Origin of the sequence: Pseudomonas baltica (assembly GCF_031880315.1) — a bacterium.
In the GTDB taxonomy this organism is placed as follows: domain Bacteria; phylum Pseudomonadota; class Gammaproteobacteria; order Pseudomonadales; family Pseudomonadaceae; genus Aquipseudomonas.
Map to the genome: position 1 here is coordinate 3706347 of NZ_CP134771.1, position 26992 is coordinate 3733338.

Consider the following 26992-nt stretch of genomic DNA (forward strand, 5'->3'; position numbering starts at 1 on the left):
CAGCAGGATGGAACGGCCTTCGTTCTTTATCGATTTCGAGGCCTCAGGGATAGCTCCTGGTAGCTATCCTATCGAAGTCGCTGTCGTATCGAGTGAGGCCTCCTACAGCTCGCTGATCAGGCCGGCACGTTACTGGACGTACTGGTCGTTCGATGCGCAAGACATGCATGGTCTCAGTCAGGATCAGTTGCGCGAGCAAGGTGATATGCCGGTCGGTGTGGCGATACGTATGAACCAGCTTTTTTCAGGTCAGATTCTCTGCAGCGACTCGCCACAAGATACCTTTTGGCTTGATGTCCTCTACGAAGCAGCAGAGCTGACGCCCACCTTCCAGTTGAAGCCTTTGGAATCGTTCGTGGGCCGGCAGGCTGCCAGTGACATTTACCGCCTGCTGCCCACAACCAGGATCCACCGAGCTCTCCCTGATGCGACTGCTTTGATGCTTGCCTGCCGGGCTTTTTTCCAAGCTTGAGCATCGAAGAAATGGCTAACTCTCTGTGCTATACCGATCAGCTTGCTAGGGATATTTGCTGGGGGAAGATGGTGCCATATTTTATCAACGATGAATGGTTTGCAACCAAGGACGCTGTCAAAGATCGCTGCCGACAGATCCTGGCTAGGACGCCGGACAGCACGATGGTGGGTGACGCTGATTCTGATTTTCTGTACGGACTTTTCCAACACCACGATGAGTGGGCGGAGAAAGCCGGAGAGGGCGTCAAGTGCATCACCACCCAAATGACATCTCACGGTACTCGCTGCTTCATGCTTCGTCTGCATTGCGATACGGAAATTGATATTGGCTTCACGCACGCGGTAAAGCTCATCCCTAGCACTCGAGCAAAAGAGCGTCGGCCACAGAAGCTCCTCGACTTTCGCGCAGGTGCTCGCACAGCAGTCACGGAACAGATCCGACTTTTCCGAGACCAAGGGTTGGTAGGTGCTGCTTCGTGTCCGGTGACAGGAGAATCACTGGGGCGACATAACGTGGCCGTTGATCACCTAGCACCCAACACTTTTGACCAGCTGCTTTTCACTTTCTGTCAGGCACACCGAATCAATCCGCTCGACGTGGTTGTGGGATCGCGTGATGGTGTGGTCGCCTTTCTGGAGGACACCAACCTGCGGGTAGCCTGGGAAGACTTTCACCTCAAGCACGCACAGCTGAGGATCATCTCCAAGACCGGTAACCTCAAGCTGCCCAAGCCATCCATCCCTTGGATGGAGCTGTGCAGCCCCTTGTGAGGCGAGTAGCACGCGCAGCCATACGGTGCCTCGCGAACCGAAAGCCGGTCATCAGGCGGTTGGGTTGCTATGGCAAGCGGAGCGCGCAGGCGTGCGGGATGGAAGCCCGAAGGGCCGAGACACCGTCTCGGTGCACGACAGCCCATCCCCGAAAGGGCACGCCCAACGCCAGGTCGATAAGCGAGAAGTGAAGACCAAGGTACGAGGATTTTTCGATGGGAATGACGGACGATGACGACACAGTCTACTGCGACATCCAAATGCCCTTGGCTCAAGGCCGAGAGCTATTGCTCTTGGTGACAACACTGAGGGAGTCCAATGCCCATCCGACGCTCAACAGGGTCTTCGAGCGCATGCAGCGCGAGCTCAGCATCTCAATCGACATTGTCGAGGATCCGCCATCTTGGGGCCCTTGGTGCCAGTAACACCCTGACCCATCAGAGCTCTGCATCCCACGCATTCATCGCCTCACTCACAGTCGCGTACCAGCGGAGTTCACCCTGCAGGGCGCTTGCGACCTGCCTGTGAGTATCGCTATCGATCCAGCGCGGAAGGCTCGCAGCATCTTCTGAGAACAGGCTGGCTGCAGCAACGATGAATCGAGCTGTATCGATGTGCTGAAGGCACGTATAGCGCACGGCAGCGCCGCAGGGGAGCCGACGCCAGGCTACGACCTCGATACAGTCCATAGCACCGCCTGGAGCCTCCGTGATGGGGCTCGCTTCCTGGCCTCGTATAGGACTAGATGGCCGGCCGGTCGTCATTGGTTTGTGGACAAGATGCTTCAACTGCTCACGTGCAGCGACGATCTGATCTCTAAGTTCTTCAGGATCAATAGAGATGCCACCTTCGGGTGTCACCTTTAGAGTTTTGAGGCTGTTCGCTGCCTGGATGAACTCTCGCTCACGCGCTTTCTCTCGATCAGAACGTTTATCAGGGAAAAGCCAAGAGGCTAGTTGTTGGCAATTAATCATGGCAGCTCCGGCACGATGCGTGAGTATAGCTACGATGGCTGCGTAGACGAGCCCTTACGAAAACGCACATCACTCGTTCGGATTAGTAGGAACGGGCTCTAAGCTTTCCCACACGGAACTCAATAATTTCTCCAGTCGAGTGATATCGCCCTTTGTCATTTTTGCTCCCTTTGTGACAATTTCTTGAGCTGTCTCAAGGTTTGCCCTTAGGGCAGAGCTAGCCTGTGGGTCAAGGCCGTTGATAGTATTATCAACAGTTTTAGCTGAGTCGTAATGCTTATAGGCAGCTCGCGATTGGCTTGAGGCATGCCCATGCTTTTCCATTGAGCGCAGCTCGTATTCTGGTGTTCCCTTGAGGCCTATCAAACGAGAAAGAACTTCGTCTGCGGGGTTCTCCTCTCTATTCTTTCTATCGTCGTTACTCACGGAGCGATGCCGAAATTGGTGAGGGTGGACTGGCCCTTTAATACCAGCAGCTTGTTTAAGCTGAGAGAATTCGCAGGTAACAGTATTTGGTTGGATCGCCTGGCTTGTCTTATTGCTGACGAATAAAGGTGTGTTAGCAGTTAGTGGTAGCTTTTTTGACTTCAAAAAAGGTGTGAGGTCGTATTCAATATAGTCTTTTAGTAGGGTGAGTAAAGCAGGGCTTATTTCAACCAGTCGCTCTGCAAATCCGCCCTTTTTTAATGTTGATAGCCGCAAATATGGGGCGTCCAGTTTTTCTGCGTCCCATACTGCCCCGACGGGAATTGGTGTGACTTCTCCACGCCTGGCTCCAACTTCTTCTAAAATTTGAATACAGGCGCGTTCGCGGTTTATGAAATAGGGCTTAGATTTTCGAGTGCGGACAGCCCGTTTAATTTTAGCTACGTCACTTTCCGCTAATAATTTGTTTTTAGTGGAAGTTGATTTCTTAAACCTCGGTACAGCGCTATGCACCCAGGTCTCTATTGATCTCTTGCCATTTGGAGTGCGAACAGTTACCAGTTTAATTGCAGCTTGGATAACCCCATCTTCGGCGACATAGTTAGGGATTGAATACAACCTACCTATGAAACTTAGGAAGTCTAAGGATTTGGTGCCTATGAGCGAGACTCTCTCTAGTGAGTTCGAGTCTGGAGAGTGGCAATGTTTGTCGGATTTTACTTGTTGCATAAACCGTACGAAATGGTACTCGTCAAATTGATGAAGCTGTAAACGATTGGAAAATGCATACCTCAGCAGAGGTGTGATTAGGTAGCTGTATTGGCAAATGGTGTCCGCCTTTAGTCCTTTTGATCTAGCTTGCTCAACCCAGCAATTACCTTCAAAGCAACTGGTGTAGTCAGGCCATGAAAGGAGCGGTAGCCCACCGCCTTCCCTGTAAATAGTAGGGCGACCAACTTCCGTGGCGATTGGAACTCCAAACTTGGCATCTGCCTTAGTTACTAAGCCACGGTCTAGTAATTCATCGTTCATCAATGTTTGATCCCTTGAAACCAAGGCGGTGAAGCTCCTGCACTCCTGACTTAAGAAAAAAATCGTGTCTGGTTGATGAAGGGTTCTCCTTAGCGCAAACTGAAAGAAGATGAAATAATTTATAAATAACCCCGTCCCTAAGGAAAATCTCTTGGCGTAAGGTTCTAATTTCGGCTTTTGAATCTCGAGATCTTAGTCTACGCCCTTCTTTACTATCTTCTCCGATACTGCTCAGGTTGAGTGCTTTCAGGAGGCTCTGATGGGCAAGTTTACGGTGGTTGTCCAAAGCCTCGAAGCCGCCTTCCAGGTTCTTATTAGCTGCACGTTTCAAAGTGCTCATCGAGCTTTGGAATATGAATCGCTCAGGATCGTTAAGTTTTCCCATTTTTATTTGGCTTGAGAGAAGCTCTAAAAGATTTGGCCTGCTCAAGAAATCAGTTGGGTTCGATTGTATCTCCTTGAACAGGCTAAGCAGCGACAAGGCGGATTTTATATTCCTCGCGAGGTTTTTATCATTAGCCATTTTTTCGCTTCCTCACAGTTACCGAGACGAGCATTTTTTCACACCCACCTACGGAGAGGAAGGTGGGCTCAACTTCGATATCTTCATCTTTCAATAGGCTTCGGTAATAGTTTTCAAGCCGATTGCGCTCCTGCACCTTTAGCGCGGTTCCCGGTGCAAATGACCCAAGTTTTTCCAAAAGATCAACGGAAGCCCGTCCTGCCTGAAGAGTTTCCTCTGCAAGGTACGCGGCCTTGATGTCCAGCATTTCTTTGTTACCAACTACCGTAGTTAGGTATCGATATATTTGTTTGAAGTCCATGTGTCCAAAGTAATAACTTAGCACGGACAGATTTTTTCTACTGTTCAGATAAAAGAAACCTATAGCAAATGCCCTGCGAAGTTGATGCTGTCTGACATAGTATCTGCGCCCATCAACAATATCGGTTTCAATAAAGTCACAGAGTACGTCCAAGTGAGTGTTATAGCGTTTTGATCCTGCTGTCACCACCCTCGGGTTGCGGCCCAAAGAGATCCTGCCAAAACATTGAGATTTTTGGATTGTCTCATTGGTTAGGCCGCAATCTTTAAAGAAGCGCTCGAGCCTACCGAGCATCCGCAGTACAATAGGAATAGTGGGAAGGTCAAAAGTAAGCCTGTTCTCGCCTATGCCGGTCTTCATGACAGAAGTCGAAAGATAACTCTGATTCGAGTGAACATGCTCAAACTTTAATTTCAGCAGTTCTGATTGGCGTCTGGCGGTAAAAAAGCCTACAGTATATTGTATGCTTCCTAATAGGGCATAGTATGCCTGAAGCACACCTTCCATTCTGCGCATGCGCGAGACAGGATGGCTATTAATGTTTTGTGAGCAAGTGATTTCAGCTGGCGAATACAGGTTCCAAGCATTGAATTTACTCTCTGAATTATTTCCGTTGGAGAGATACTTCGTATGATAGGCTCCAGGCTCGATATTTAAACGTGCGGCGCTAGAAATTACGTCAGCTAGATAGTTTAGTATGAGTTCCGAATTTTCTTCATAAAAAAGGATGCTTCGTTGTAACGCATTGATAGTCAAAGCGTGTGGAAGCGTGACATAGGTTCCAAGCAGCGCTAATTTGGACTTATGATCATTCTTGTTTAATTCGTCTAGCGTTAGGTCTGGTATTCTGAGTGCACTTGCTGGCAGATATTTTTGTGAGCTAAGGCTTCGGCGAAAATCATCATATCTAAGGGCGGTCGCACCAAACTTCTCCTCCCGTACAGGTATTTGTGGAAGCTCTCGTAGATGGCCGCACACCTGTTGGATCTCCAATTCGTGTGAAACTGGGCGCATATGCTCGGCCATGGTGCAGTGCGGGTATAAGATTGATACTAATTTTGATGTGGTAATATGCCCGGGCCAAGATTCATACTCGCTTTTCTTATACATGCCATTATGATATAGCCACACCCTAGCTTGAAATATTTCATCATCTGTCATCATGAGGCAGCGCTTCTCACGCTCTGCCACGGGTTCTAGAAATGCAGGATGTTTACGTACGAAATCATCAAAGACGTAAGTTCTAGGCTCAGAAATTCTGGCAATTAAATAGTTGCTTAGAGTTTTCGGCCATGCGTATATGGACTCATGGGCGTTGTTAGAGTTGATAAATTCATTAGTGTAGCTGTTGATTGTGCCTGGTGTTAGTAGACCGAAACCATGGTTGTGAACCTGCAAAGTATTAGCATCTAGCAAGATCTTGTCTAATGATCTAAGTACCGTCCACAATTTCTTTTTAGCTGTCCGGTTCTTCATCTGCGATAATTTAGTAGATCGCGGGTAATGTTGTTCATGGATCCAGCTTTTTACTAGCATGTAAAGAGGTTTGTTAGCCTTGTCCGTCAGAAGAGAGCGATCTGGTAGTGGGATGTTCAGGTTGACTTCAAAATTGTCTCTGTCGAACTTAAATGTTAAAACACCTCCGTCCTCACCCTTAAACCACGGGGACTGGAAGTCGACATCGTAAGAGTCATGCTTTACACGAAGGTGCTCAGGGAGCGGCGCAAGAATAATCCTAGGTGATACGCTATTAGACATACGCTGCAGCCTCAACTAATTGGATGTCACTCATGCTTGAACCAGTTTCGAGAATTTCTTCTAGATAACTATCTTGATTTTCTGATGAGTAAATCCAATTTCGTAGGGCTCCATACAATCCAGCCCAATATAAGGTGTTTGGAGTCACTCGATCTGGAGCTAGAAGAACCGCCTTTTCCAGGCTGGCAAGGACGCAAATAATTTGCTCATCAAGACCTATTACCACTGTGGTATTGGAGGATGTATCTTGTTTTATTTTCTTCTTTTGGGGAAACGGTAAATCTATCGCGGTGCTCAAAAAAATATCAAGCTCAGCTTTATTCTTGAATCCCGCAATGGTCGCGGTGTTTGGATGGCCGTCGAGAGCTTGAATTAGAACGCGGGTGTTCCAAGAATTGATTTCTCTGCGCATCAGGTAGAGCAATATTAGTTTTGGTATATAGTGCTCTAGAAGGCGCAAATCAAATAGTGCATGCTTAAGTTTGTCAGTTGCAAGCGTTAGGTCGAGATGGTCGATAACCTGCAGCACAACGCTGGTTGCTCTCACTGTGTTGACGCTTGTATTACCAGCGAGGTAACTCGCTTCGTCTTCGCATATGTCAAGGCAGGTTTGCATAGACATTGCATTGATTGACTTAGACCTAACTGACCCAGTCATGTTTTTTGTTGTAGCACTTTTAGGCTTTCCAAAACCTTTTCCAGTGCTTATGAAAAGTTTTTTATGCACATTTGTGGTTGCAGGTTGTTGCTCAAGATAAAATCTGACGGGGTTTGTCAACCTTATCAAGACTTCAACCGCCCACTGCGTTTCCGAACAAAGCTCAACCTGTTGCTCTGCCATTTTTGCCCTAGGTTTAGCGCCAGTCAAAAATTGATCTAACAATTTTATTTTACCATTAGGCAGGACTGTATGAGCAGGGATCAAGCACTTGTCTAGAAATGAGTTAGTAACTTCTTCATGTTTTGCCGCTATGTATATGGTGAAAGCAACAAGCATCTCTGATTTCGGGAGGCATAACCATTCCGTTAAGTCGCTGCTGGAGAGATTGCATGTTGGTGATATGCAGTTAGTGAAAAATGTACGTTTAGGATGAAAGCCTTTGTAAAAATACTTACGTGCTGTTTTTATGCGCTCAGAAACCAGCATTGCATCCGAAAGATTGGATTTGTTAACGCGTGGTATTCCGGCTCTTGATTTCAGGGCGATAGTGGCTAATTCATCGAGTCTTTCTTCAATGGACTGAATGCAAAGCTCTGCCCACCGTACCACTGATTTATAGTCATGTCGCAACTGGGCGAATAGTGCCTCGATTACGCTGTCATCCATGGTGTGCATGGGAAGGGGCGTAATAGTTTTAAGCTTGACGACGACGCCGCTCTCTATAGACTTAGTACGTGAAGTAAGCCTTCTGGTTTGTTTGTTTGTAGCTCCAGGTATTATTGGAATGTCTTGTATCGTAACGCACGTGGAACACGGTGCGGCAAAAACCTTGCACGGAATCAAGTAACTAACCGCAAACGTTCGAAAATGCGCGTTCCAGTCATTGATAAGGACATCCTGCGAGACTTCGCTTCTCCCTGCTTCTTTTTTTCCTAGGTTAAATTGGATGTGAAAATTCGCTAACTTTACTAGAAATTTCTTAGATATTTTTTGTTTCTGAAGCTCTTTTGGGGTGTAGGGGCACAGGCCGCTAGAAAGGAATAAAGTCAATGAGTCCAAACATTCAATGGTGCATGTTGTTCGGTTTTTGAAATATCCATTGCATGCGCTGTAGAGCCTCTCGGTAAAGTCACGTCCCATCTTCGCGTGCACTTCAAAAAAATTAAGGTGCATAGTGTGGAATTCGTTTGAAACAGTCCAACCTCCCCAGATCCATGCTTTATAGGAATCAAAGATGATAGCCTTGGACATCTCAATGCAGCTCTCTCGGAGCGCTGCGTTCTTCCTTTTCATGATGACGCCCAATTGAAGTTTGGGCGTTGAGTGCGTCAACGAATGCAATGAATCATGTAAATGTCCAAGATGGCGTGCGTAATCAATGTTGCGCGCCACGCTGCCATCTAGTATTCGGCCACTCAATAGCAAGCCAATACAGTATTGAATGGTTATGGTGAAGGCGGGTGATCCTAAGCAAGCATATGTAATAGATAAGCCAGAAACTTGAAGTATGCATTCCAAGATTCTGAGTATTCTATCTGTGCGATGTGAATAGGACTTTTCTAATCTAGTGTTTGCACTTTTAAGCTCAAGTAACACGTTGGGTGAAAGTTTTTGATGCGGATGGTTTGTGAGGGCAGTGGGATCTTTGATGACTGTCATTGTTGGCTTTCAGCACGATTGGCGAAAAAAAACCTTAACAGTGCTGATAAATTTCCTCAACGCCCTGAGAAGTGGCTGATCTGGATTCTCAGCTGTACGTTGATCGCCCCTATATCAGCTTGCCCGTACATTAGATATATATTGTCATGATTACCCCGCGTTCATCATATGCATTGAGCACTTATAAAGGATGCAACCGACCTGACATCACTCCCGCGTGCACGAGGCTCCTAGCCTTACTGCTCTTTTGCAATGATATCGGTAAACTATTAGTAGACTGTTTATAAAGAGTTCATTAGAGAATGTTTCATACTAATTTTGACGTGCTTGATTGTTTCCGACGAACGGTAGCAGGGGTCGACGCACTGTCTATGATCAGGAGAACTCCCACCTGGCGATGGTCTGTCCAGACCTGTTTATGTATGTACGCGATTTCCCCGTATGGCTCCGTTAACTGAACTATCGTTCAGATTGTCTCTGAGGCTTGTACTCCTGCTATATCAATGCTCTCACTCAAATGAACGACCTCGGGGATAAAGCAAAGCGACGAGCTCGTCCAGAAACAGCACGCCATGGTGCGCCAGGGTGATTTCGCCGGGCTGCGGACGACTGCCACCGCCCACCAGCGCCGCTCCCGAGGCCGAGTGGTGGGGGTGGCGAAACGGCCGCTGCGGCCAGTGCTTGAGCGGCACATGGCTGGCCACCGACTGAATCGCCGCCACCTCCAATGCCTCGCGCTCATCCAGCGGCGGCAGCAGGCCGGGCAGGCGGCTGGCGAGCAAGGTCTTGCCGGTGCCCGGAGGACCGCTGAACAACAGGTTGTGCGCGCCCGCTGCTGCGATCAGCAGGGCGCGCTTGGCGGCGAATTGCCCCTGCACCTCGCTCAAGTCCGGATAGGGCTTGTTGACCAGCAACAAGCCATTGGCCTGAAACGGCCCGATCGGCGCCTTGCCATTGAAGTGCGCCACGAGGCCCTGCAGGGTATCGGCGGCGAGCACTACCAGACCGCTGGCCAGCGCTGCCTCCTCGGCGTTCTCCCGTGGCACTACCAGCGCTCGCCCGGCATCGCGTGCTGCCAAGGCCGCCGGCAACACACCCTGTACCGGCCGCACGGCGCCCGACAACGCCAGCTCGCCCAGGCACTCGACGTCCCGCAAGGCGGCGATCGGCAATTGCCCGCTTCCAGCCAGAATGCCCAAGGCGATGGCCAGATCGAAGCGGCCGCCATCCTTGGGCAGATCCGCCGGGGCCAGATTCAAGGTGATGCGCCGCGCGGGGAATTCCAGCCCGGAGTTAAGGATGGCGCTGCGCACCCGGTCCTTGCTCTCTTTGACCGAGGCCTCCGGGAGGCCGACCAGCGTCAGTGCGGGCAGGCCGTTGGCAAGGTGCGCTTCAACCGTGACGACCGGCGCGCCGACGCCAACCTGGGCGCGGCTATGGACGATGGCGAGGGACATGGTGTTGCTCCGTGCAGTGCTGGGTGACCGCTTCCTGCGGTGATGGGCAACAGGGTAGTGGGGTTTTCGCGCGAAGGGATGTGAGCTTTGATGCGGGGTGTTTCCATTGCACAGGTGCATCGTTTTGGCGAAATGAGTAAACGCAGAGCCTATGGATAACATTTCAACTATCTATCTTGTTACCCGCTTGTGCTTGCCCCATACTTTGTCGCCGATATTTAGTGTGTTGATTCCGTATTCGCCGGGCTTCTTAAACCCCGCACTTACGCAAGAACAACACCTGACTCCCGGCGCCATTACTTCGCAACGCGCACTATTTTTCGCGAACTACCTCTCGTTTTTAATGGATTCTCAATGCCAAGGATTTATGGTGTTTTATTATCAGTGCTCATACTCCTGTGGCTGCCAACCAGCATGGCAGAGCCTTCGGCGCAATTATCCGAGCCCGTTGGCGGCTGGCGCTACAACGGCCTGCTCGACCGCAGCGAGAATCCGCAAGTTGCCTATCCCACGCCGCCCATCGACCGCGGCATCCAGCGCAACCGCACAATGATCGAGGGCGCGATCAAGGCCGCAGGCACTCAACGCGGTCCGCATACCCTGGCCGTCAACGGCAACCCGCTCAATCTGTACACCGATGAACAAGGCCGTTTTGTCCGCCCCTATGCGTTCGGCGCGGGCTCCAACAGCGTTGAAGTGCGCAGTGCCGAGGGCAAGTCGCTCAAGCGTGTGCAATTCTATGAAGCCAACAACCTGCGCACGCCGGTACGTATCCGCGTGGTATTAGGATGGGATGATCCGAAAGCCGAACTGGATATGCACATCATCACGCCCGACGGCCAGCATGCGTTTTTCGCCCACACGGCGTTGACCAACGGCGGCGGCCTGGACCCGGACGGTGTCGATGGCCCCGGGCCAGAGATGTTCACCATGACGGCGCCGCTGCATGGCACTTATCTGGTCTACGTCAACTATTGGGGTAATTACGGCGCCGAAGGTTACAACTTCGACGAAGGCAGTAACCAGAACGAAGTCATTACCGCGAACATCAATCTGGTGCTCAACGAAAATACCGTCGATGAAAAGCGCGAGACATTCATCGTGCCCATGCGGGCCATCGGTGACCTGATGCTGGTCAAGACTTTCAACTATTAAGCATTCCGCACCACGGATGAATTGGGTTTGTGAACATGAGCGATAACACTGTACCGCCGGTAGCCGATGCCCCCGCCAAGGATGCCCCCGCTAGCGCCGCACCCGTTACCCCGTCCTCTCGGCGCTGGCCGATGGTGCTGCTGGGGTTGTGCCTGGTCGCAGGCGTCGCGGGCGGATTGGGCTGGTTCATGCACAAACCCCCGGTGCTGCCGGCAGCTGCCCTGGCCAGTGACAAACTGGGCATGAGCCGCCCGGATGGCCTGCTCGAAACCAACTCCCTGAGCCAGCTGCCCAAGGACGTGCTGGCGGTGCCGTTCCTCAAGGCCACCCTGACCGAGGACTTCGTCTTTTATTACCAGGCCAACGCCGATCGCCTCGGCTTGATCGGCAGCCTGCGGCGGATCATCTATGAACATGATCTCAAGCTGCAGGACAGCCTGATCGAGCAGCTCTTCGATCAGCCCGCCGATGTAGCGCTGTGGCGCGGCGCCGATGGCCGCCTGAAAGACTTCCTGCTGGTCATGGACCGTGGCGGCCTGGCCAAGGTGCTGGAGCCGCTGGCCAAGGTAGCGCTGGACGATTCGCAGCTGACCAAGACGGCCGACGTCAAGGTCGGCAGCGACGACGTGGCGCTGTATCAGTTGACCTACGGCGCCAGCAAGTCGCTGCTGTTCGCCTCTCATGGCGACAAACTGGTGGTGCTGTCGAACCCGGCCAAGCTGTATGAAGCCAAAGATGACACCGCACCAGAGCCCGGCGATGTTTCGACCCAGGCCATCGCCGCACTGCTCAATGGCGACAAACTCTTCCCTGAAGCCTTCGGCCTGCAGCCGCGTGCGCCCGAGGTGAAGCAACGCCTGTCGGTGAACGCCAGTGTTCTTGCCATGGGCTACCAGCGTTTCATCCCCAATTTCGCCGGCGTGCGTTTCGACATGGACGACAAGGGCTGGCATAGCTATCTGGCGATGGACGAACTGGACAACCAGCCGGACTTCGATTTCAAACCGATCTGGCAAGCCATGCCCATGGGCGCCAGCGCCTGCGTGGCCTTGCCCCTGGCGGCCGAGCAGCAAAAACCGCTGTTGGTGAAACTGGGCGCTGATGAAGCCTCCGCGCAAACCCTCACCGAGCATATGGCCGGCGCTGCGGGCCTGTGCTGGTATGCCGATTCGCGGTTGTACACGCCATTGCTGGTGGCCAGCCTGAAAGATCAGGACAGCACCCAGCTCGATGGTGAACTGGGCAAGCTGTTCGGGTCGATGGTCGGTGCCTACGAGGCCAACGTCGATGAGCACGCCTTCCCGGTCGTTGAAACGCAGGAAGGTCAAAGCCACCTATGGCAGCGTCAGGTCAGCTCGAACTTCGGCCCCTACGCCGCCAAGGATGCCGAGAAACCGGACGCCATCAGCGGCAAGGCGTTCATGAAAGTCAGCCTGGCGCGCCATGGTTCGACGTTGCTGTTTTCCCTTGATGACAAGCTGCTGGACAAGGCGCTCGGCACGCTGAACAAGACCTTCCCGCCGATGACTGACGTGTTGCCCAAAGACCTGTTGATGCCGTTCTACTTCGGCCCGGATGCCATGGCGCAGCTGATGCAAAAGGAAACCCTCGACAGCCTGCCGCAGGACATGGAGCCGGTGTTCTACAACGCCGCGCAAACAATGCTGATCCCCAAGCTGCGCACCCTGGGCGGTTATGGCAAATACGCGCTGACCTTGCCCAAAGGCAGCGAGCCGAACGGCCACTGGCAATGGCTGCCGCTGGAGTGGAAAGCGCTGTGATCACGCGTGCACGGGCTGCTGCCCTGAGTCGATCGACCCTGTTTGCCGCAGGCCTGCTGGCAATGCTGCTCGGCAATGGCGCCCGGGCCAGCGACGCGCCGGCCCTCGATGTGGCGCAGTCCCAGGTATTCCGCGCCTGGTTCGTGCGTATCGCCGAAGAGCAGCTCACCCAGGGCCCGAGCCCGCGCTGGTACCAGCAGGACTGCGCTGGCCTGGTGCGCTTTGCCGCCAACGAGGCGTTGAAGGTTCATGACGACAAGTGGCTGCGCAGCAATGGCTTGTCCAACCGCTATCTGCCGCCCGAGCTACAGCTCACGGACGCCCAGCGCAACCTGGCCCAGCAATGGCAACAGGGCGGTGGCAAGGTGGGCCCGTACGTCAACGCGATCAAGTTGATTCAGTTCAACAGCCATCTGATCGGTCGTGACGTAGCGCAGGCGCGGCCCGGCGATTTGATGTTTTTCGATCAGGGCGACGACCAGCACCTGATGATCTGGATGGGCCGCTACATCGCCTATCACACCGGCACCACCACCCCCACTGACAACGGCATGCGATCCGCGAGCCTGCAGCAACTCATGACATGGAAGGACACTCGATGGATACCCGACGCAGCCAACCCCAACTTCATCGGCGTCTATCGACTCAACTTTCTCTCCCAATGATCGGTGCTCGCATGCTGCGTTTCCTCTCTCTGTTAGTGCTGTTGGTGCTGCCGTTTGCGACGGTCAACGCCGACGACAGCGTCGAGCCGAGCGGCTACGCGCCGGTGGCCGGCGAAAGCTTCTTCCTGCTGGCCGACAGCAGTTTCGCCAGCGACGAGCAGGCCATGGTCCGCCTCGAAGCGCCGGGTCGTGACTATCGGCGTTTTCGCATGGAGCCCTACGGTGGCGCCGATATCCGGGTGTATCGCATCGACAAGCCGCTGGACTTTCTCAAGCGCCAGAAGAACCTGCACCGGGTGGTCAGTGACGGCCAGTTCAAGGGCGAAGGCTTGTCCAACACCCTGGCGTACCTGTGGGACAACTGGTACCGCAAATCCCGCCGCGTGATGCAGCGGGCGTTTTCCTACGAGACCCGCAAGCAGGTCACCGAAGAGGTGCCGGAGCTGAAGATGGGCGAGGCGATGGCCGCACCGACGCCTTACGAAGCGCAGCCGCAATTCGCCTTGATCCCGGGTCTGCCGCTGGTGACGCAGTTCCGTTATCCGCTGTGGCAGGCCAAGCCGATCCAGCCGCCCAAGGGAGTCAATCTTGACGGTTCCTCCAGCGAGTTCGTCAGCCCCGCCGCAGGCAACGTGTACATCCCGTTGGGCCACCTCAAGCCCGGCCTGTATCTGGTCGAAGCGCTGGTCGGCAAGTACCGCGCGACCACCATGGTGTTCGTCTCCAACACCGTGGCGGTGAGCAAGATCGCCGGCGACGAGCTGCTGGTGTGGGCCGCGCGCAAGCACGAAGGCAGCTCGGTGCCCAAGGTCAATGTGCTGTGGACCGATGGCCTGGGCGTGATGAGCAGCGGCGCCACCGATGCCGATGGCCTGGTGCGCTTGCAGCACGCCAGCCCAGAACGCTCGTTCGTGATCGGCGAAGACGAAGAGGGCGGGGTGTTCGTCTCCGAAAACTTCTACTACGACAGCGAAATCTACGACACCAAGCTCTATGCGTTCACCGACCGGCCGCTGTACCGGCCGGGCGACTGGGTGTCGCTGAAGATCGTTGGTCGCGAGTTCAAGAACGCCCGCGATTCCGTGGCGCCCGGTGCGGCTGACGTCAACGTGACCGTGCTCGACGCTACTGGCACCGCTCTGCAGACCCTGGCGCTGAAACTCGACGCCAAGGCCGGCACCCAAGGGCGTTTCCAACTGCCGGAAAACGCCGTGGCCGGTGGCTACGAGCTGCGCTTCACCTACAAGGACCAGGCCTACAGCAGCGCCTTCCGAGTGGCGGAATACATCAAGCCGCAGTTCGAGATTTCGCTGAACCTGGCCAAGCAGGACTACCGCACTGGCGAAGCGGTCAAGGGCAGCCTGGTGCTGCTCTACCCGGACGGCAAGCCGGTGGCCAACGCCAAGTTGACTCTGAGCCTGCGCGCCCAGCAGCTGTCGATGGTGGATAACGAACTGCAGTACCTCGGGCAATTTCCGGTGGAGCTGACCAGCACCGAATTGACCACCGACGCCAAAGGCGTCGCGACCCTCGACCTGCCCGCCGCCGACAAGCCGAGCCGCTACATGCTCACCGTGTTCGCCAGCGATGGCGCGGCGTATCGGGTCAAGACCACCAAGGAAATCCTCATCGACCGGGGTGCCGCGAGCTTCCGTCTAAGCGCGCCGCAGCGGTTCAGCGCCGCCGGAGAAAAGGTCGCGTTCAGCTATGTCAACGAAGGCGGGAGCGAGCAGAGCAAAGCGGTTACTCCGAGCAGCTACAGCTGGGTGCGCCTTGAAGACCAGACTACCGGCGACGGCAAGCTCGAGGCTAAAGACCAAGGCTTCAGCCTGGCCTTCGCGCGCCCCGGCACTTACAACCTGACCTTGAAGGATGACCACGGTCGCGTCGTCGGCGCCGCTGGCCATTCGGTCACGGGCGATGGCGTCAAGGCGGTGCCGGGCACCGTTGAAATCGTCCTCGACCAGCCCGAGTACAAGGCCGGCGACGAAGCCATGGCGTTGATCACCTTCCCCGAGCCGGTCAGCGATGCGCTGCTGTCGCTGGAGCGTGACAAGGTCGAGGCCACCGCGTTGCTGTCCAAGGGCGGCGGCTGGCTGAAGCTGGAAAAACTCAGCGACACCCAGTACCGCGCGCGTATCCCGGTGAAGGACAACTTCGCCCCCAACCTGACCTTCTCGGTGCTCTACACCAAGGGCGGGCAGTACAGCTTTCAGAACGCCGGCATCAAGGTGGTGACGCCGCAGATCGACGTGGCCATTGCCACCGACAAGGACACCTACCTGCCGGGCGACACCGTGTCGGTCGACCTGACCACCCAGTTCGCCGGCAAGCCGATCCCGGCGCACCTGACGGTCAGCGTGGTCGACGAGATGATCTACGCGCTGCAACCGGAAGTCGCGCCGAGCATCGATCAGTTCTTCTATCACCCGCGCCGCAACAACGTGCGCACCAGCGCCAGCCTGTCGTTCATCAGCTATGACGTGGCACTGCCGGGCAGCCCTGGTGCGCCTGGCAAGGCCAACCGCAGCGAGCGCGGGGTCAAGGTACTCGAGCGGCCGCGCCGCGAAGACATCGACACCGCCGCCTGGCAGCCAGAGCTGGTGACCGATGCCAACGGCAAGACGCACTTCACCTTTACCATGCCGGACTCGCTGACGCGCTGGCGCATTACTGCGCGGGCCATCGCCGATGACGGTCAGGTCGGGCAGAAGAAGCAGTTCGTGCGCTCCGAAAAACCGCTGTACCTGAAGTGGAGCGGGCCGAACAAATTCCGCAACGGCGACAAGCCGGACCTGGGCGTGTTCGCCTTCAGCCAGGCCGAGAAACCGGCGAGCGCCGAGCTGGTGACCCATTTCGCGGGTGTTGATCAGCGCGTACCGGTGACCCTCAACAACGGCATCAATTACATCCCGCTGCCGCCCTTCGCCCTGGCCAACGGTGACTGGACCGCCGAGCTGGTGCAGGATGGCAAGCCCGCCGACGCCCTGGCCGTGCACCTGACGGCCACCGGTGAAGGCTGGCAAGTCAGCCAGACGCAAAGCCTGGACGCGGCCAGCGGCGATACCCCGCTGACCTTGCCCGCCGACGCCACGGCGATCCGCCTGCGCCTGGACGACAGCCCGCAAGCGCTGTTCCGTTCGGCCCTGGATGATCTGTTGAGCTATCCATATGGCGGCGTCGAGCAGACCGCCAGCCAGTTGTTGCCGCTGAGCATCGCTTACCCGGTGCTGTCAGCTGACCCGCAAGTGCGCGACCGCCTGCGCCTGATCATGCAGAACAGCCGCCTGCGCCTGGTGCAAATGGCCGGGCCTGCGGCGTACTTCACCTGGTGGGGGCAGGAGGGCGAGCCGGATGCCTTCCTCACCGCCTACGCCTATTACGCCGACTGGTACGCCAGCAAGGTCATGGACCTGACCCTGCCGCCGGAGCACTGGCAGCGGGTGCTGGAGGTGTATGCCAAGCAAGCGAAGAACACCCCGCTGTTGCAGCGCGCGCTGATTCTGTCGTTCGCCAAACAGATGCAATTGCCGGTGAATACCCTGCTGAGCGGGCTGATGGGCGACCTGGCGAAAGCGGGTGACGGGGCCGCCGAAAGCCTCACGGACGACGGCGTGGAGAGCCTGGTGATGGGTGCTCCGGACTCGGCACTCGGGTTGGCGGCGGCTCGCACGCTCACGGCCTCGCTGGCCAGACAGGCCAAGGTCGCGCTGCCGGATGCCTTCAATCGCCAATTGCCCGATGCCCAGCAGCGTCTGGCGGTCAGTTCGCAACCCTTTGCCGAAGCCCTCAACCTGTCGCTGCAAGCCTTCGATCAGGCTCGCGCCCAGGCCTTGTTGCGGCGCCTGTTGCCGCAGCAATCGACGCTCGAACGCGCGCTGGCGCTGAGCTGGCTGCAACGCAGCATCGAGCAGGCCTCGCCGACCATCGCCCTGGCGCCGGGTGAGGGCTGGAACAAACGCTACGGCGCTGCCGGTGAAATGTACTGGACCTGGCAGGGCGCGACGCCAGTGCCGTCGGTGTTGTCGCTGTCTGGCACTCAGGACCGTCCGTTGCGTGCCGCGCTGAGCTACCAGACCCAACAGGCGCCGGTCGAGCAGATGGGGGTGACCATCACGCGGCGCCTGTCGCGTCTGGTGCCGGGTGACGAAGCCTTCCAGTTCAAGCTCGAAGCCGTCGGCAACAAGCCGGTGTCCAGCGACAGCCTGTATCTGGACGAAGTAATCATCACCAGCAAGGCCGCCAAGCCGCTGCGCTACGGCATGCTCGAAGTGCCGCTGCCGCCGGGCGCCGATGTCGAGCGCACCACCTGGGGCATCAAGCTGATGGGCAAGTCGGGCGGCGAGGCGTCCGAGCTGGAGAAGGCGCGGTTCGAGCCGGGGCAGATGGCCTACGCGATTCCGGTGGATGCCTTGAGCGGCGAACTGCGCTTGCGCCACCTGGTGCGCTTCTCGCAGAAGGGTCAGTTCAACTTGCCGCCGGTGCGTTTCACCCAGGTCTATGCGCCGCAGCATCAGGCCCAGGAACAGAAACCGGCGCTGGGCCAGGTCACGGTCAACTGACATGACCCGGCCTCTGTTCTGGTTATTGCTGTGTCTGCTACCTGCGCTGGCGACGGCGCAGGAGGAGCCCCTGCGCCTGGGCTTCAGGGGCGAACTGCTGACACTCAGCCCAACGCAGCTGATTGCCCGTGAACCCCTGCCGCCCGACTTGCAGGCGCCGCTGGGCAGCCTGTGGAAGATGTTCGTCTACAGCTGGCTGGTGGATACCGATGCCCATGAGCCGCCGTACACCTGTCGCGGCCAAGCCAAGGACGAAGTCTATTGCTGCACTGCCGGCGCCAGCATCGAGCGCGATCAGGCGCTGGTGAAGTCCTGCGGGTTGTACTTCGAGCCGGGGCGTCTGGGCATTACCGCGCAGGATTGGCGCGATTACTGGCAGGCGCGGCAGGCGCCCCAGTGGTTGCTCGACCTGGCCTTTTTGCAGCCTTCGACGCGAGTGCCGGTGGCCGAACTGCTGAACGTGCTGGCGGTATTGCCAGCGCAGGCGCAGATGCGTCGCGTGCTGCTGGATGTGGTGCTCAACGCGGCGGACGGCGATGTGGTGGGCGAGCTGGGCGGGCGCTTGCGGGTGAAAACCTGGAGCTGGCTGGGTGATCAGGACCCGACCTCGCGCCAGGGCGGCTTTGGCGGGTGGACGGCCGATGGCACGCCCATCTGGGCCGGTGGGCGCGGGACCAGTCAGATGGTGCTGCGCCATTACGCGCAGGCACTGGCTGAAATAGTGCCGGTGGACTGGCCGGCAGACGCCGGGCGTTGCGTCGAAGTCAGGCTGTTTTCCCGTTATCCGATCGCGCAGGTGCTGAGCGGTGATCGCGTGGCACCGAGCGGACCGTTGCAGGGCGACTACCGGGTGGCGTTCAGCAACGGCAACCAGTTGGCGATTCACAGCGACGGCGAGCTGTTCTTGCTCAACGACAAGCTGGTGGCGCGCCTGGACCGCGAAGAATACGTCGCCCGCGTGCTACAGCGCGAAGCCCGGCCCGAGCCTGCCGAGGCCGCCAAGGCCCTGGCGATCGCCATTCGCACCTACCTGCTGCAGAACGCAACGCGCAGCGGCGACTGCCTGAGCATCGATGACAGCAGCAACCGACAACGTGTAGCGCCGCGCCCGGCCGCTGCCGATTCGCGGGCGATTGCCGCCTGGACCAGCGACCTGGTGCTGGCTGGCAGCAGTGTCACCTACCACTCCGATCAGCCGGGGCCGGACAAACTCTCCTGGCAGCAGGCCGTCGAGCAGGCCAACGCCGGGCAGCGCTTCGATGCGATCCTGCTGCACGCCTACCCGCGCGCCAGCCTCAGCCGTTGGGACAACCCCGTCGCTTCCTGCGAGGCCCTGCCTGCGGCTCAGGACTGGCTGCAAAGCCAGCGGCGAGCCTGGCGCCAGCGCCTGGAAAACCAAGTCGGTTACAACGAAGTCAGCACCTTTGCGGTCTGCCGCCTGGCGTTTGGCCGGCCCTACGTCGACCGCGAGCGCCAACGCATCTACGTACGCGGCGTGCTGTCGCTGCAAGACCGTCTCGACCTGACCCACGAATACCTGCACCTGGCCTTTGACGCACATCCCAACGGTCAGGATGAAACCTACATCGAAGGGCTCGCCCGTCATCTTTTGCTGGAATAGGCCATGACACTCCGTTATCCGCAGGTCTTCCTGTTCATCTGCTGCTGTGGCGCCTGGCCGGCGACGTTCGCCGCCGACGCCGCAATCAAGCTCGATACTCCGGTGGGCGGCTGGCATTCCGGTGCGGTCGACGGCGACGGCGAGCACTACCAGCAGACCGTCAACTACCCGGCCTCGTCGGTCAACACCCCGGTGGGGCAGGCCAACACAGCGCGCATCGCCGGGCAGATCAAGGCCACGCCCAAATCAGCCGAGCCGGGGCGCTTGATCGTCAACGGCGTGAGCATGCCGTTGAAGATCGACGAGGCCGGCCGTTTCGATCGGCCATTCTCGTTCCCCAGGGGCAGCAACAGCGTCGAGGTGCGCAGTCCTGACGGCCAGCAACGCCATCGCACGCAGTTCATCAATGCCGGCAGCGGCGCCACCCCGGCCAAGTTGCGCGTGTTGCTGTCATGGGACAGCGACGGCACTGACCTGGACTTGCATGTGGTCACGCCCGACGGCGCGCATATCTGGTACGGCGACCGGGTCGCCGCCAACGGCGCCGCTCTGGATGTCGATGTGACCACCGGCTATGGCCCGGAGATCTTCTCCATGCCGGCGCCGATCAAGGGCCAGTATCTGGTGTACCTGAACTACTTCGGCGGCGGCTATCGCAGCGATGAGGACGGCCAGGAGGATGCCGTGCAGCCACTGACCACGGCCCAAGTGACGGTGATTACCGAGGAGGGCACGCCGAGCGAGAAGATCGAAACCTTCGTAGTGCCCATGCGCGCGGTGGGCGAGCTGACGTTGGTGAAGGCGTTCAGCTATCCCTGAGGACGCGTAATCGCAAGGATTTCGAACATCTCGGCGTGCAACTGATCAACCCCTGGCAGCTCGCCTGAGCGTTAAACATCAAAGCGCCAACCCGGCCCGATCGCCCATATACATCTCCAGCCGCGAGCGCAGCCAGCGTTCGGCCGGGTCGGTGTCCATGACGCTCAGCCAGACCATCGACAGGTCCAGCGGCGGGGTGTCGAAGGGCACCGGCTCGTCGAACAGGTTGCCCCATTTGGCCATGGCCCTGGCGGCGTAATCGGGAAGGCCGGCGAGCAGGTCGGTGCCCGCCAGCAGAGCCGGCAGCGAACTGAACTGCGGCACCGAGAGCACCACGCGGCGTTTGCGCCCGATCTCTTCGAGCCACTCATCGGCGATGCCCGAAGTGTTGGCGGTGTGCGATACCAGGACGTGGGGGCGGGCGCAGTACTCGTCCAGCGTCAGTGGTTTATCCGAGGCATCCGCGCGCAGCACTCGGGCATGCATGCGCCGCAGCAGCTTGCGCTTGGCGTTGGCGGGCAGGCCGCGGGTCTGGCTGATGCCGACGGTGATATCGCCGCTGGCCAGCAGGTCGGGGATGCGCCAATAGTCGACGTGCTGCACTACCACCACGATGTTTGGCGCTTCTTCGCGCATCGCCCGCAGGAAGGGCGGCAGCAAGCCGAATTCGACATCGTCCGAGAGGCCGACGCGAAAGGTCATGGAGCTGGTAATGGGGTTGAAGTCATGGCTCAGGCTCAGCGCCACGGACATGGCATCGAGCGCGGGGCCAAGGTGGCGGATGATTTCTTCGGCGCGCGAGGTGGGCTCCATGCGGTGGCCGACACGGACGAAGAGTGGGTCGTTGAATAAGGTGCGTAATCGGTTGAGCGCTGCACTGATTGTGGGCTGCCCCAGAAACAGTTTTTCTGCCGCGCGGGTGACGTTGCGCTCCTGCATGAGGGTTTCGAACACCACCATCAGGTTGATATCGGCCTTGCGCAACTCATTGCGGTTCATCGGCAGTGTTCCTGCTCATCCCTTGTCAGAGCGGAGTGTAGGAACAGCGCGGGGTTTGCTGCAATAGCTGTTTCGCCTGTGCGGGCCCCGTCGCGGGCAAGCCATGCTCCCGCAATGGAAGGTGCGCTCCTGTGGGAGCAAGGTTTGCCCGCGAAGAGACCCTCAGCGACGCTGCTGAATCAGGGCTGTTGAGCGAGGCGCGCTTCTAGCTCGGCGACCTTGGCTTCGAGGCTTTCCAGGCGAGCCCGGGTGCGGGCCAGCACGACCATCTGGCTGTCGAACTCTTCGCGGCTGACCAGATCGAGCTTGCTGAAACCACTTTGCAGCAAAACCTTGAATTGACTCTCCAGCTCGGCCTTGGGCTGGGCAGTGTCGCCACTGAACAGTTTCGAGGCGTGATCGCTCAGGGCATCGAGAAGGGCTTTGGGGGCGAGCATGGCGAATATCCTGAGAATAAGGCCGCCCAGTGTATCACGCAGTGTCTATAGTCAATGAACGGTGCGCGGCGCACGGTTTTGGCGCATGAGGTGCAGGCGTCATGCACCATCAGCGTGCGACTCAAGGGTGGCAGCGCCGAGCAGAGCGGGCAGCCGCCGAGCAATCAGCGGAAAACGCCGGGTTTGCAAGACATGGCAAGGTTTCTGCTTAGTCGCAAGTGACCCATGCACTGATGCAGTCGCTGTGACGATGCAGTGCGCAGGCAGAGCGGGAAGTGTTTCGCAAGGAGCAGTTTCTGGTGTCGGTCTGGGGATGCAAGACCGGCGACGCGTTACAAAGCCAGTTACTGCGCTTAGACTTGAGCTGGGTTTGTTTTCCTGGGGCAAGTCCACCAATTCGGGAGAGAGTTTCATGAAGCTAGTCACTGCCATCATCAAGCCATTCAAGCTGGACGACGTCCGCGAATCGCTGTCGGAAATCGGCGTGCAGGGTATCACTGTCACGGAAGTCAAAGGCTTCGGTCGTCAGAAGGGTCACACCGAGCTGTACCGCGGCGCGGAATACGTGGTTGATTTTCTGCCCAAGGTGAAGATCGACGTCGCTATCGACGACAAGGATCTGGACCGGGTAATCGAGGCGATCACCAAGGCGGCCAACACCGGCAAGATCGGGGACGGCAAGATCTTCGTGGTCAATCTGGAACAGGCTATTCGGATCCGTACCGGCGAAACCGATACAGACGCAATCTAAAGCCGCTTCATAATAAAGCCCCAGGAGTAAACAATATGACTCTGCGTCAATTCGCAGGGCTAGGAGCCCTGTTGTCCCTCGTAATGCCAGGCCTGGCCATGGCAGACGAGGTGGCAGCCCCCGTCGCCCCTGTCCTCAACTCCGGCGACACGGCGTGGATGCTCACGTCTACGGCGCTTGTGCTGTTCATGACCATTCCTGGCTTGGCGCTGTTCTACGGCGGCATGGTCCGTACCAAGAACATCCTGTCGGTAATGATGCAGTGCTTCGCCATCACCGGCCTGATCAGCATTCTGTGGATGATCTACGGCTACAGCATGGCCTTCGACACCACGGGCATGGAACAGGGCGTCGTCAACTTCAACTCCTTCGTCGGCAGCATGTCCAAGGCCTTCCTGAGCGGTATCACCCCCGCCAGCCTGACCGGTCCTGCGGCATTGTTCCCTGAGGCGGTGTTCGTCACCTTCCAGATGACCTTCGCGATCATTACCCCGGCACTTATCGTCGGTGCGTTCGCCGAGCGTATGAAATTCTCCGCCATGCTGGTGTTCATGGGCATTTGGTTCACCCTGGTCTATGCGCCGATCGCGCACATGGTCTGGAGTGGCAACGGTGGCCTGCTGTGGGACTGGGGCGTCCTGGACTTCGCTGGCGGCACCGTAGTGCACATCAACGCTGGTGTGGCTGGCCTCGTGGCTTGCCTGGTACTGGGCAAGCGCAAAGGCTACCCGACTACCCCGATGGCCCCGCACAACCTGGGCTACACCTTGATCGGCGCGGCCATGCTGTGGGTCGGCTGGTTCGGCTTCAACGCCGGTTCCGCTGCCGCGGCCAACGGTACTGCCGGTATGGCGATGCTGGTTACCCAGATCGCTACCGCCGCCGCTGCGCTGGGCTGGATGTTCGCCGAGTGGCTGACCCACGGTAAGCCAAGCGCACTGGGCATTGCCTCGGGCGTGGTCGCTGGCCTGGTTGCCATCACCCCGGCTGCCGGTACCGTTGGCCCGATGGGCTCGCTGGTCATCGGTCTGTCCGCTGGCGTGGTGTGCTTCTTCTGCGCCACCAGCCTCAAGCGCAAACTGGGCTACGACGACTCCCTGGACGCCTTCGGCGTGCACGGTATCGGCGGTATCCTCGGCGCGATCCTCACCGGTGTATTCGCAGCGCCTTCGCTGGGCGGCTTCGGCACCGTGCAAGACATCGGCGCACAAGTCTGGATCCAGTGCAAAGGCGTTGGCTTCACCGTCATCTACACCGCCATCGTCACGTTCATCATCCTCAAGGTGCTGGACGTGGTCATGGGCCTGCGTGTAAGCGAAGAGGAAGAGTCCGTCGGCCTCGACCTGGCGCAACACAACGAGCGTGGTTACAACCTGTAACGTTGCGCTTGAAGAAAAATGCCCGGTTCGCCGGGCATTTTTTTGCCTGGCATTTGTCATCTGTAAACGCGGCGCTTAGCGAGGGGGCCGGCTCCTGAAAAGCGTCGGCTGCGGTGCAGAGCAGACGGCTCATCTCGGGAGCTCGCCAGCCCTTGTCGATTGTCTGTTACCCACCCACACAATCAACCGCGCACGACCCCCTTTGTTTTTTCTCGCGGCGCGCTAGAATGCGCCCCGAACGTCTGGAGAAGCGTATGTGGCAGCAAACCACTATCACCTTGCGGGCTCGCCCTCGGGGCTTTCATCTGGTGACCGATGAATTGCTGGCCGCGCTGCCGCAACTGCGGGCCTGTCGGACCGGATTGGTGCATTTTTTGCTGCAACACACGTCGGCGTCCCTGACCGTCAACGAAAATGCCGACCCAGCGGTACGTCGAGATTTCGAACGTTTCTTCAATCGGCTGATCCCACAGGGAACAGCAGGCTTTGAACACAACGACGAAGGCGACGACGACCTGCCGGCGCACTTCAAGGCGAGCTTGTTAGGCTGTCAGCTGACGTTACCGGTAACCGATGGGCGTCTTGCGCTAGGAACCTGGCAAGGTGTCTATCTGGGCGAACACCGCGATCATGGTGATGCCCGCAGGGTGCTTGCCACGTTGTATGGCGAGGACGTTTGACCGCTGGTAAGCAGCGGATATGAATTTTTCCCGGCAGGGCTCGACAGGCGACCCGGCTGGGCTATAAATAATCTGCTTTCGCAAGTCATGAGGTAGAACAATGAGCGACGATGATCTGGAAAACGACGAACTCGAAGCGGGTGACGAGGACGATACCGAAGAAGGCCTGGAGGCAGTCGCCGAGGACCCGGTTGACGACGGTGGTGACGATGCCCCGGCCCCTGCGGCCAAGGGTGGCAAATCCAAGGCGGCGGTGTCGGTTGATGAGTTGCCGAGTATCGAGGCCAAGAACAAGGAACGCGATGCACTGGCTCGCGCGATGGAAGAATTTCTGTCGCGGGGTGGCAAGGTGCAGGAAGTCGAGCCGAATGTGGTGGCAGATCCACCCAAGAAGCCTGACAACAAGTACGGTAGCCGCCCTATCTGAGTGCTTGCGTCCCCAAAAAAGCCCGCCTTCGCTGCGGGTTTTTTTGTGGGCGACTGTTTGGTGCTATCCCCTGTGAGAGCAGGTTGCGGCTAGAGGTTGCGCAGCGTCTCGGGCAGCTGCGCCAGGCTGTGGATCTCGGCATCCGGGGTGTGCTCGGCTTCCCAGGGCTTGCGCTGCGGGTTGTACCAGATGGCCCGCAGCCCGGCTCGTTGCGCACCGGCGATGTCGTCGGTCGGGTGGTCGCCTACGTGTACCGCGCGCGAAGCCTCGGCGCCGCCCAGGCGCAAGGCTTCCAGGAATGGCGCCGGATCGGGCTTGCCGATGCCCAGGTCCTCGGCGCACAGGGCGAACTTGAAATGCTCCATCAGCCCCAGCCGGCGTACATCGGCATTGCCGTTGGTGACCACGCCCAAGGTGTAATGCTCGCCCAGTTGCTCCAGCGTCGGCAGCACGTCAGCGAACAGCTCCACTTGATGGCGCGCCTGCAGGAACACCTCGAAACTCTCGTCACCCAGGCGCTTGGCCTCGGTCTCTGCATATCCGGCATCGCGCAGCGCATGGAAGAGCACCAGGCGGCGCAATGCACTGATACGGTGCTGCAGGCCCGGCTCGGCCGTCACCACTCGGGTACGAATGGCCAGCAAGGCTTCACGAGGAAACGGGCCCAGGTCTGGTGCATGGGCTGCCAGCCAATCGCGCAGCGTGGCTTCGGCGCTGACGATGGTGGGCGCGGTGTCCCACAGGGTGTCATCAAGGTCGAAAGTAATCAGCTCTAGCGTCATGAGTCGGTGCCTTTACTGCGTTTGGCCCTGGGGTGGGCGTTGTCGTAGACCGAAGCCAGGTGCTGGAAGTCCAGGTGGGTGTAGATCTGCGTGGTGGCGATGTCGGCGTGGCCGAGCATCTCCTGTACCGCGCGTAGGTCTTGAGAGGACTCCAGCAGATGGCTGGCGAAGGAGTGTCGCAGCATGTGCGGATGCAGGTTCTGCCCCAGCTCGCGCTCACCGGCGGCCTTGACTCGCAGCTGGATGGCCCGAGGCCCCAGGCGTCGGCCCTGCTGGCTGACGAACACGGCGTCGTCGGCGGGGTTGCTCAGGGCGCGCAGCGGCAGCCATTGCTGCAGTGCTTCACGGGCTTTGCGGCCCACGGGCAGCACGCGGGTCTTGCTGCCCTTGCCGTGGACCTGCACCAGGCCGTCGGCGAGGTCTAGCTGCTCGAGATTGAGGCCGGTCAGCTCCGAGAGGCGCAAGCCCGACGAATAGAACAGTTCGAGGATGGCCTGGTCGCGCTGCGCCAGGAAGTCATCTTCCACTGCGCCTTCCAGCAGCTGCAGGGTGCGGTCGGTGTCGAGGGTCTTGGGCAGCCGACGTTCACCTTTGGGGGGCGCCAGGCCGTTGGCTGGATCGTGGTCGCACAGGCCTTCGCGATTGAGATAGCGGTAAAAGCCGCGCACCGCGCTCAGCAACCGGCCGATACTGCGCGCCGATTGGCCGTGCTGGTGCAGCTTGGCCACCAATCGGCGCAAGCGCTGGATATCCAATGCCGCCCAGGTGCCGAGGCCTTCCTGGGTGCAGAACGCGAGGACCTTGTCGAGATCGCGACGGTAGGCATCGAGGGTATGCGGCGACACCTGACGCTCACTGCGCAGATGCGTGCAGTAGGCGTCCAGAGGTGTCTGCATGG

At 58.0% G+C, this 26992-nt stretch carries 22 protein-coding genes and 1 pseudogene; 13 read left to right on the top strand and 10 right to left on the bottom strand.

Annotation, left to right across the window (positions count from 1 at the left end):
• Nucleotides 1-7: 7 nt before the first annotated feature.
• From REH34_RS16540 to REH34_RS16550, 3 genes are all read left to right on the top strand, one after another.
• Nucleotides 8-472: a hypothetical protein gene (locus REH34_RS16540; protein WP_311968488.1), complete on the top strand. Its 465-nt coding sequence runs from the start codon at nucleotides 8-10 to the stop codon at nucleotides 470-472.
• Nucleotides 469-1245: a DUF3223 domain-containing protein gene (locus REH34_RS16545; RefSeq protein WP_311968489.1), complete on the top strand. Its 777-nt coding sequence runs from the start codon at nucleotides 469-471 to the stop codon at nucleotides 1243-1245. Before REH34_RS16540 ends, REH34_RS16545 begins: the two co-directional genes overlap by 4 nt.
• A 215-nt stretch (nucleotides 1246-1460) precedes the next feature.
• Entirely contained in the window at nucleotides 1461-1670 is a 210-nt protein-coding gene (locus REH34_RS16550) for a hypothetical protein (RefSeq protein ID WP_122286518.1), read from the top strand.
• A gap of 12 nt (nucleotides 1671-1682) precedes the next feature.
• Here the strand turns inward: REH34_RS16550 and REH34_RS16555 are convergent, their stop codons facing one another.
• From REH34_RS16555 to REH34_RS16580, 6 genes and pseudogenes are all read right to left on the bottom strand, one after another.
• Complete coding sequence (locus tag REH34_RS16555) at nucleotides 1683-2219, bottom strand: hypothetical protein (protein WP_122286519.1); 537 nt, start codon at nucleotides 2217-2219, stop codon at nucleotides 1683-1685.
• Nucleotides 2220-2288: 69 nt separating this feature from the next.
• On the bottom strand, nucleotides 2289-3677 hold the full coding sequence (locus REH34_RS16560) for a tyrosine-type recombinase/integrase (RefSeq protein ID WP_122277736.1): 1389 nt from the start codon (nucleotides 3675-3677) through the stop codon (nucleotides 2289-2291).
• A complete protein-coding gene (locus REH34_RS16565) occupies nucleotides 3667-4200 on the bottom strand; it encodes a hypothetical protein (protein WP_192032529.1) in 534 nt (177 codons plus the stop codon). Before REH34_RS16565 ends, REH34_RS16560 begins: the two co-directional genes overlap by 11 nt.
• Nucleotides 4193-6259, bottom strand: a complete 2067-nt coding sequence (locus REH34_RS16570) for a hypothetical protein (protein ID WP_311968490.1) — start codon at nucleotides 6257-6259, stop codon at nucleotides 4193-4195. Before REH34_RS16570 ends, REH34_RS16565 begins: the two co-directional genes overlap by 8 nt.
• Nucleotides 6252-8579, bottom strand: a complete 2328-nt coding sequence (locus tag REH34_RS16575; protein WP_311968491.1) for a hypothetical protein — start codon at nucleotides 8577-8579, stop codon at nucleotides 6252-6254. The genes REH34_RS16570 and REH34_RS16575 overlap by 8 nt, the downstream gene beginning before the upstream one ends.
• 548 nt (nucleotides 8580-9127) lie before the next feature.
• Nucleotides 9128-10036: pseudogene (locus tag REH34_RS16580) on the bottom strand (YifB family Mg chelatase-like AAA ATPase); the annotation flags it as partial.
• A 414-nt stretch (nucleotides 10037-10450) separates the two neighbouring features.
• Here REH34_RS16580 and REH34_RS16585 point away from each other — a divergent pair.
• The 6 genes from REH34_RS16585 to REH34_RS16610 all read left to right on the top strand — a co-directional run bounded on the left by REH34_RS16585 (nucleotide 10451) and on the right by REH34_RS16610 (nucleotide 20639).
• On the top strand, nucleotides 10451-11191 hold the full coding sequence (locus tag REH34_RS16585) for a DUF2135 domain-containing protein (RefSeq protein ID WP_311968492.1): 741 nt from the start codon (nucleotides 10451-10453) through the stop codon (nucleotides 11189-11191).
• A gap of 35 nt (nucleotides 11192-11226) precedes the next feature.
• Nucleotides 11227-12972 carry a DUF2138 domain-containing protein gene (locus REH34_RS16590; RefSeq protein ID WP_311968493.1) on the top strand — a complete coding sequence of 582 codons (1746 nt, stop codon included), beginning with the start codon at nucleotides 11227-11229 and terminating at the stop codon, nucleotides 12970-12972.
• 62 nt (nucleotides 12973-13034) lie between these two features.
• The gene (locus REH34_RS16595; RefSeq protein ID WP_311972105.1) at nucleotides 13035-13637 is read left to right on the top strand and encodes a DUF1175 family protein; all 603 of its coding nucleotides are present in this window, start codon (nucleotides 13035-13037) and stop codon (nucleotides 13635-13637) included.
• Nucleotides 13634-18199 carry an alpha-2-macroglobulin gene (locus REH34_RS16600; RefSeq protein ID WP_311972106.1) on the top strand — a complete coding sequence of 1522 codons (4566 nt, stop codon included), beginning with the start codon at nucleotides 13634-13636 and terminating at the stop codon, nucleotides 18197-18199. The genes REH34_RS16595 and REH34_RS16600 overlap by 4 nt, the downstream gene beginning before the upstream one ends.
• Before the next feature lies 1 nt (nucleotide 18200).
• Complete coding sequence (locus REH34_RS16605) at nucleotides 18201-19820, top strand: DUF2300 domain-containing protein (RefSeq protein WP_311968494.1); 1620 nt, start codon at nucleotides 18201-18203, stop codon at nucleotides 19818-19820.
• Nucleotides 19821-19823: 3 nt separating this feature from the next.
• The gene (locus REH34_RS16610) at nucleotides 19824-20639 is read left to right on the top strand and encodes a DUF2135 domain-containing protein (protein WP_311968495.1); all 816 of its coding nucleotides are present in this window, start codon (nucleotides 19824-19826) and stop codon (nucleotides 20637-20639) included.
• A 78-nt stretch (nucleotides 20640-20717) separates the two neighbouring features.
• Here the strand turns inward: REH34_RS16610 and REH34_RS16615 are convergent, their stop codons facing one another.
• Nucleotides 20718-21638, bottom strand: a complete 921-nt coding sequence (locus REH34_RS16615) for a LysR family transcriptional regulator (protein ID WP_226504011.1) — start codon at nucleotides 21636-21638, stop codon at nucleotides 20718-20720.
• A 179-nt stretch (nucleotides 21639-21817) separates the two neighbouring features.
• Nucleotides 21818-22075 (bottom strand): accessory factor UbiK family protein, encoded by a 258-nt coding sequence (locus tag REH34_RS16620; RefSeq protein ID WP_311968496.1) that lies wholly within the window; start codon nucleotides 22073-22075, stop codon nucleotides 21818-21820.
• Between the two features lie 412 nt (nucleotides 22076-22487).
• Here REH34_RS16620 and glnK point away from each other — a divergent pair, with 412 nt between their 5' ends.
• The 4 genes from glnK to sutA all read left to right on the top strand — a co-directional run bounded on the left by glnK (nucleotide 22488) and on the right by sutA (nucleotide 25312).
• The gene (glnK, locus tag REH34_RS16625) at nucleotides 22488-22826 is read left to right on the top strand and encodes a P-II family nitrogen regulator (protein WP_002555808.1); all 339 of its coding nucleotides are present in this window, start codon (nucleotides 22488-22490) and stop codon (nucleotides 22824-22826) included.
• Nucleotides 22827-22861: 35 nt separating this feature from the next.
• Entirely contained in the window at nucleotides 22862-24205 is a 1344-nt protein-coding gene (locus tag REH34_RS16630) for an ammonium transporter (protein WP_226504013.1), read from the top strand.
• A 254-nt stretch (nucleotides 24206-24459) separates the two neighbouring features.
• Nucleotides 24460-24885, top strand: a complete 426-nt coding sequence (locus REH34_RS16635; protein ID WP_311968497.1) for a secondary thiamine-phosphate synthase enzyme YjbQ — start codon at nucleotides 24460-24462, stop codon at nucleotides 24883-24885.
• 100 nt (nucleotides 24886-24985) lie between these two features.
• Nucleotides 24986-25312, top strand: a complete 327-nt coding sequence (sutA, locus tag REH34_RS16640; RefSeq protein ID WP_226504015.1) for a transcriptional regulator SutA — start codon at nucleotides 24986-24988, stop codon at nucleotides 25310-25312.
• An 89-nt stretch (nucleotides 25313-25401) separates the two neighbouring features.
• Here the strand turns inward: sutA and REH34_RS16645 are convergent, their stop codons facing one another.
• Both REH34_RS16645 and xerC read right to left on the bottom strand, forming a co-directional pair.
• Nucleotides 25402-26094 (bottom strand): HAD family hydrolase, encoded by a 693-nt coding sequence (locus tag REH34_RS16645; protein WP_311968498.1) that lies wholly within the window; start codon nucleotides 26092-26094, stop codon nucleotides 25402-25404.
• Nucleotides 26091-26990 (bottom strand): tyrosine recombinase XerC, encoded by a 900-nt coding sequence (gene xerC / locus REH34_RS16650; protein WP_226504017.1) that lies wholly within the window; start codon nucleotides 26988-26990, stop codon nucleotides 26091-26093. Before xerC ends, REH34_RS16645 begins: the two co-directional genes overlap by 4 nt.
• Nucleotides 26991-26992: the final 2 nt, after the last annotated feature.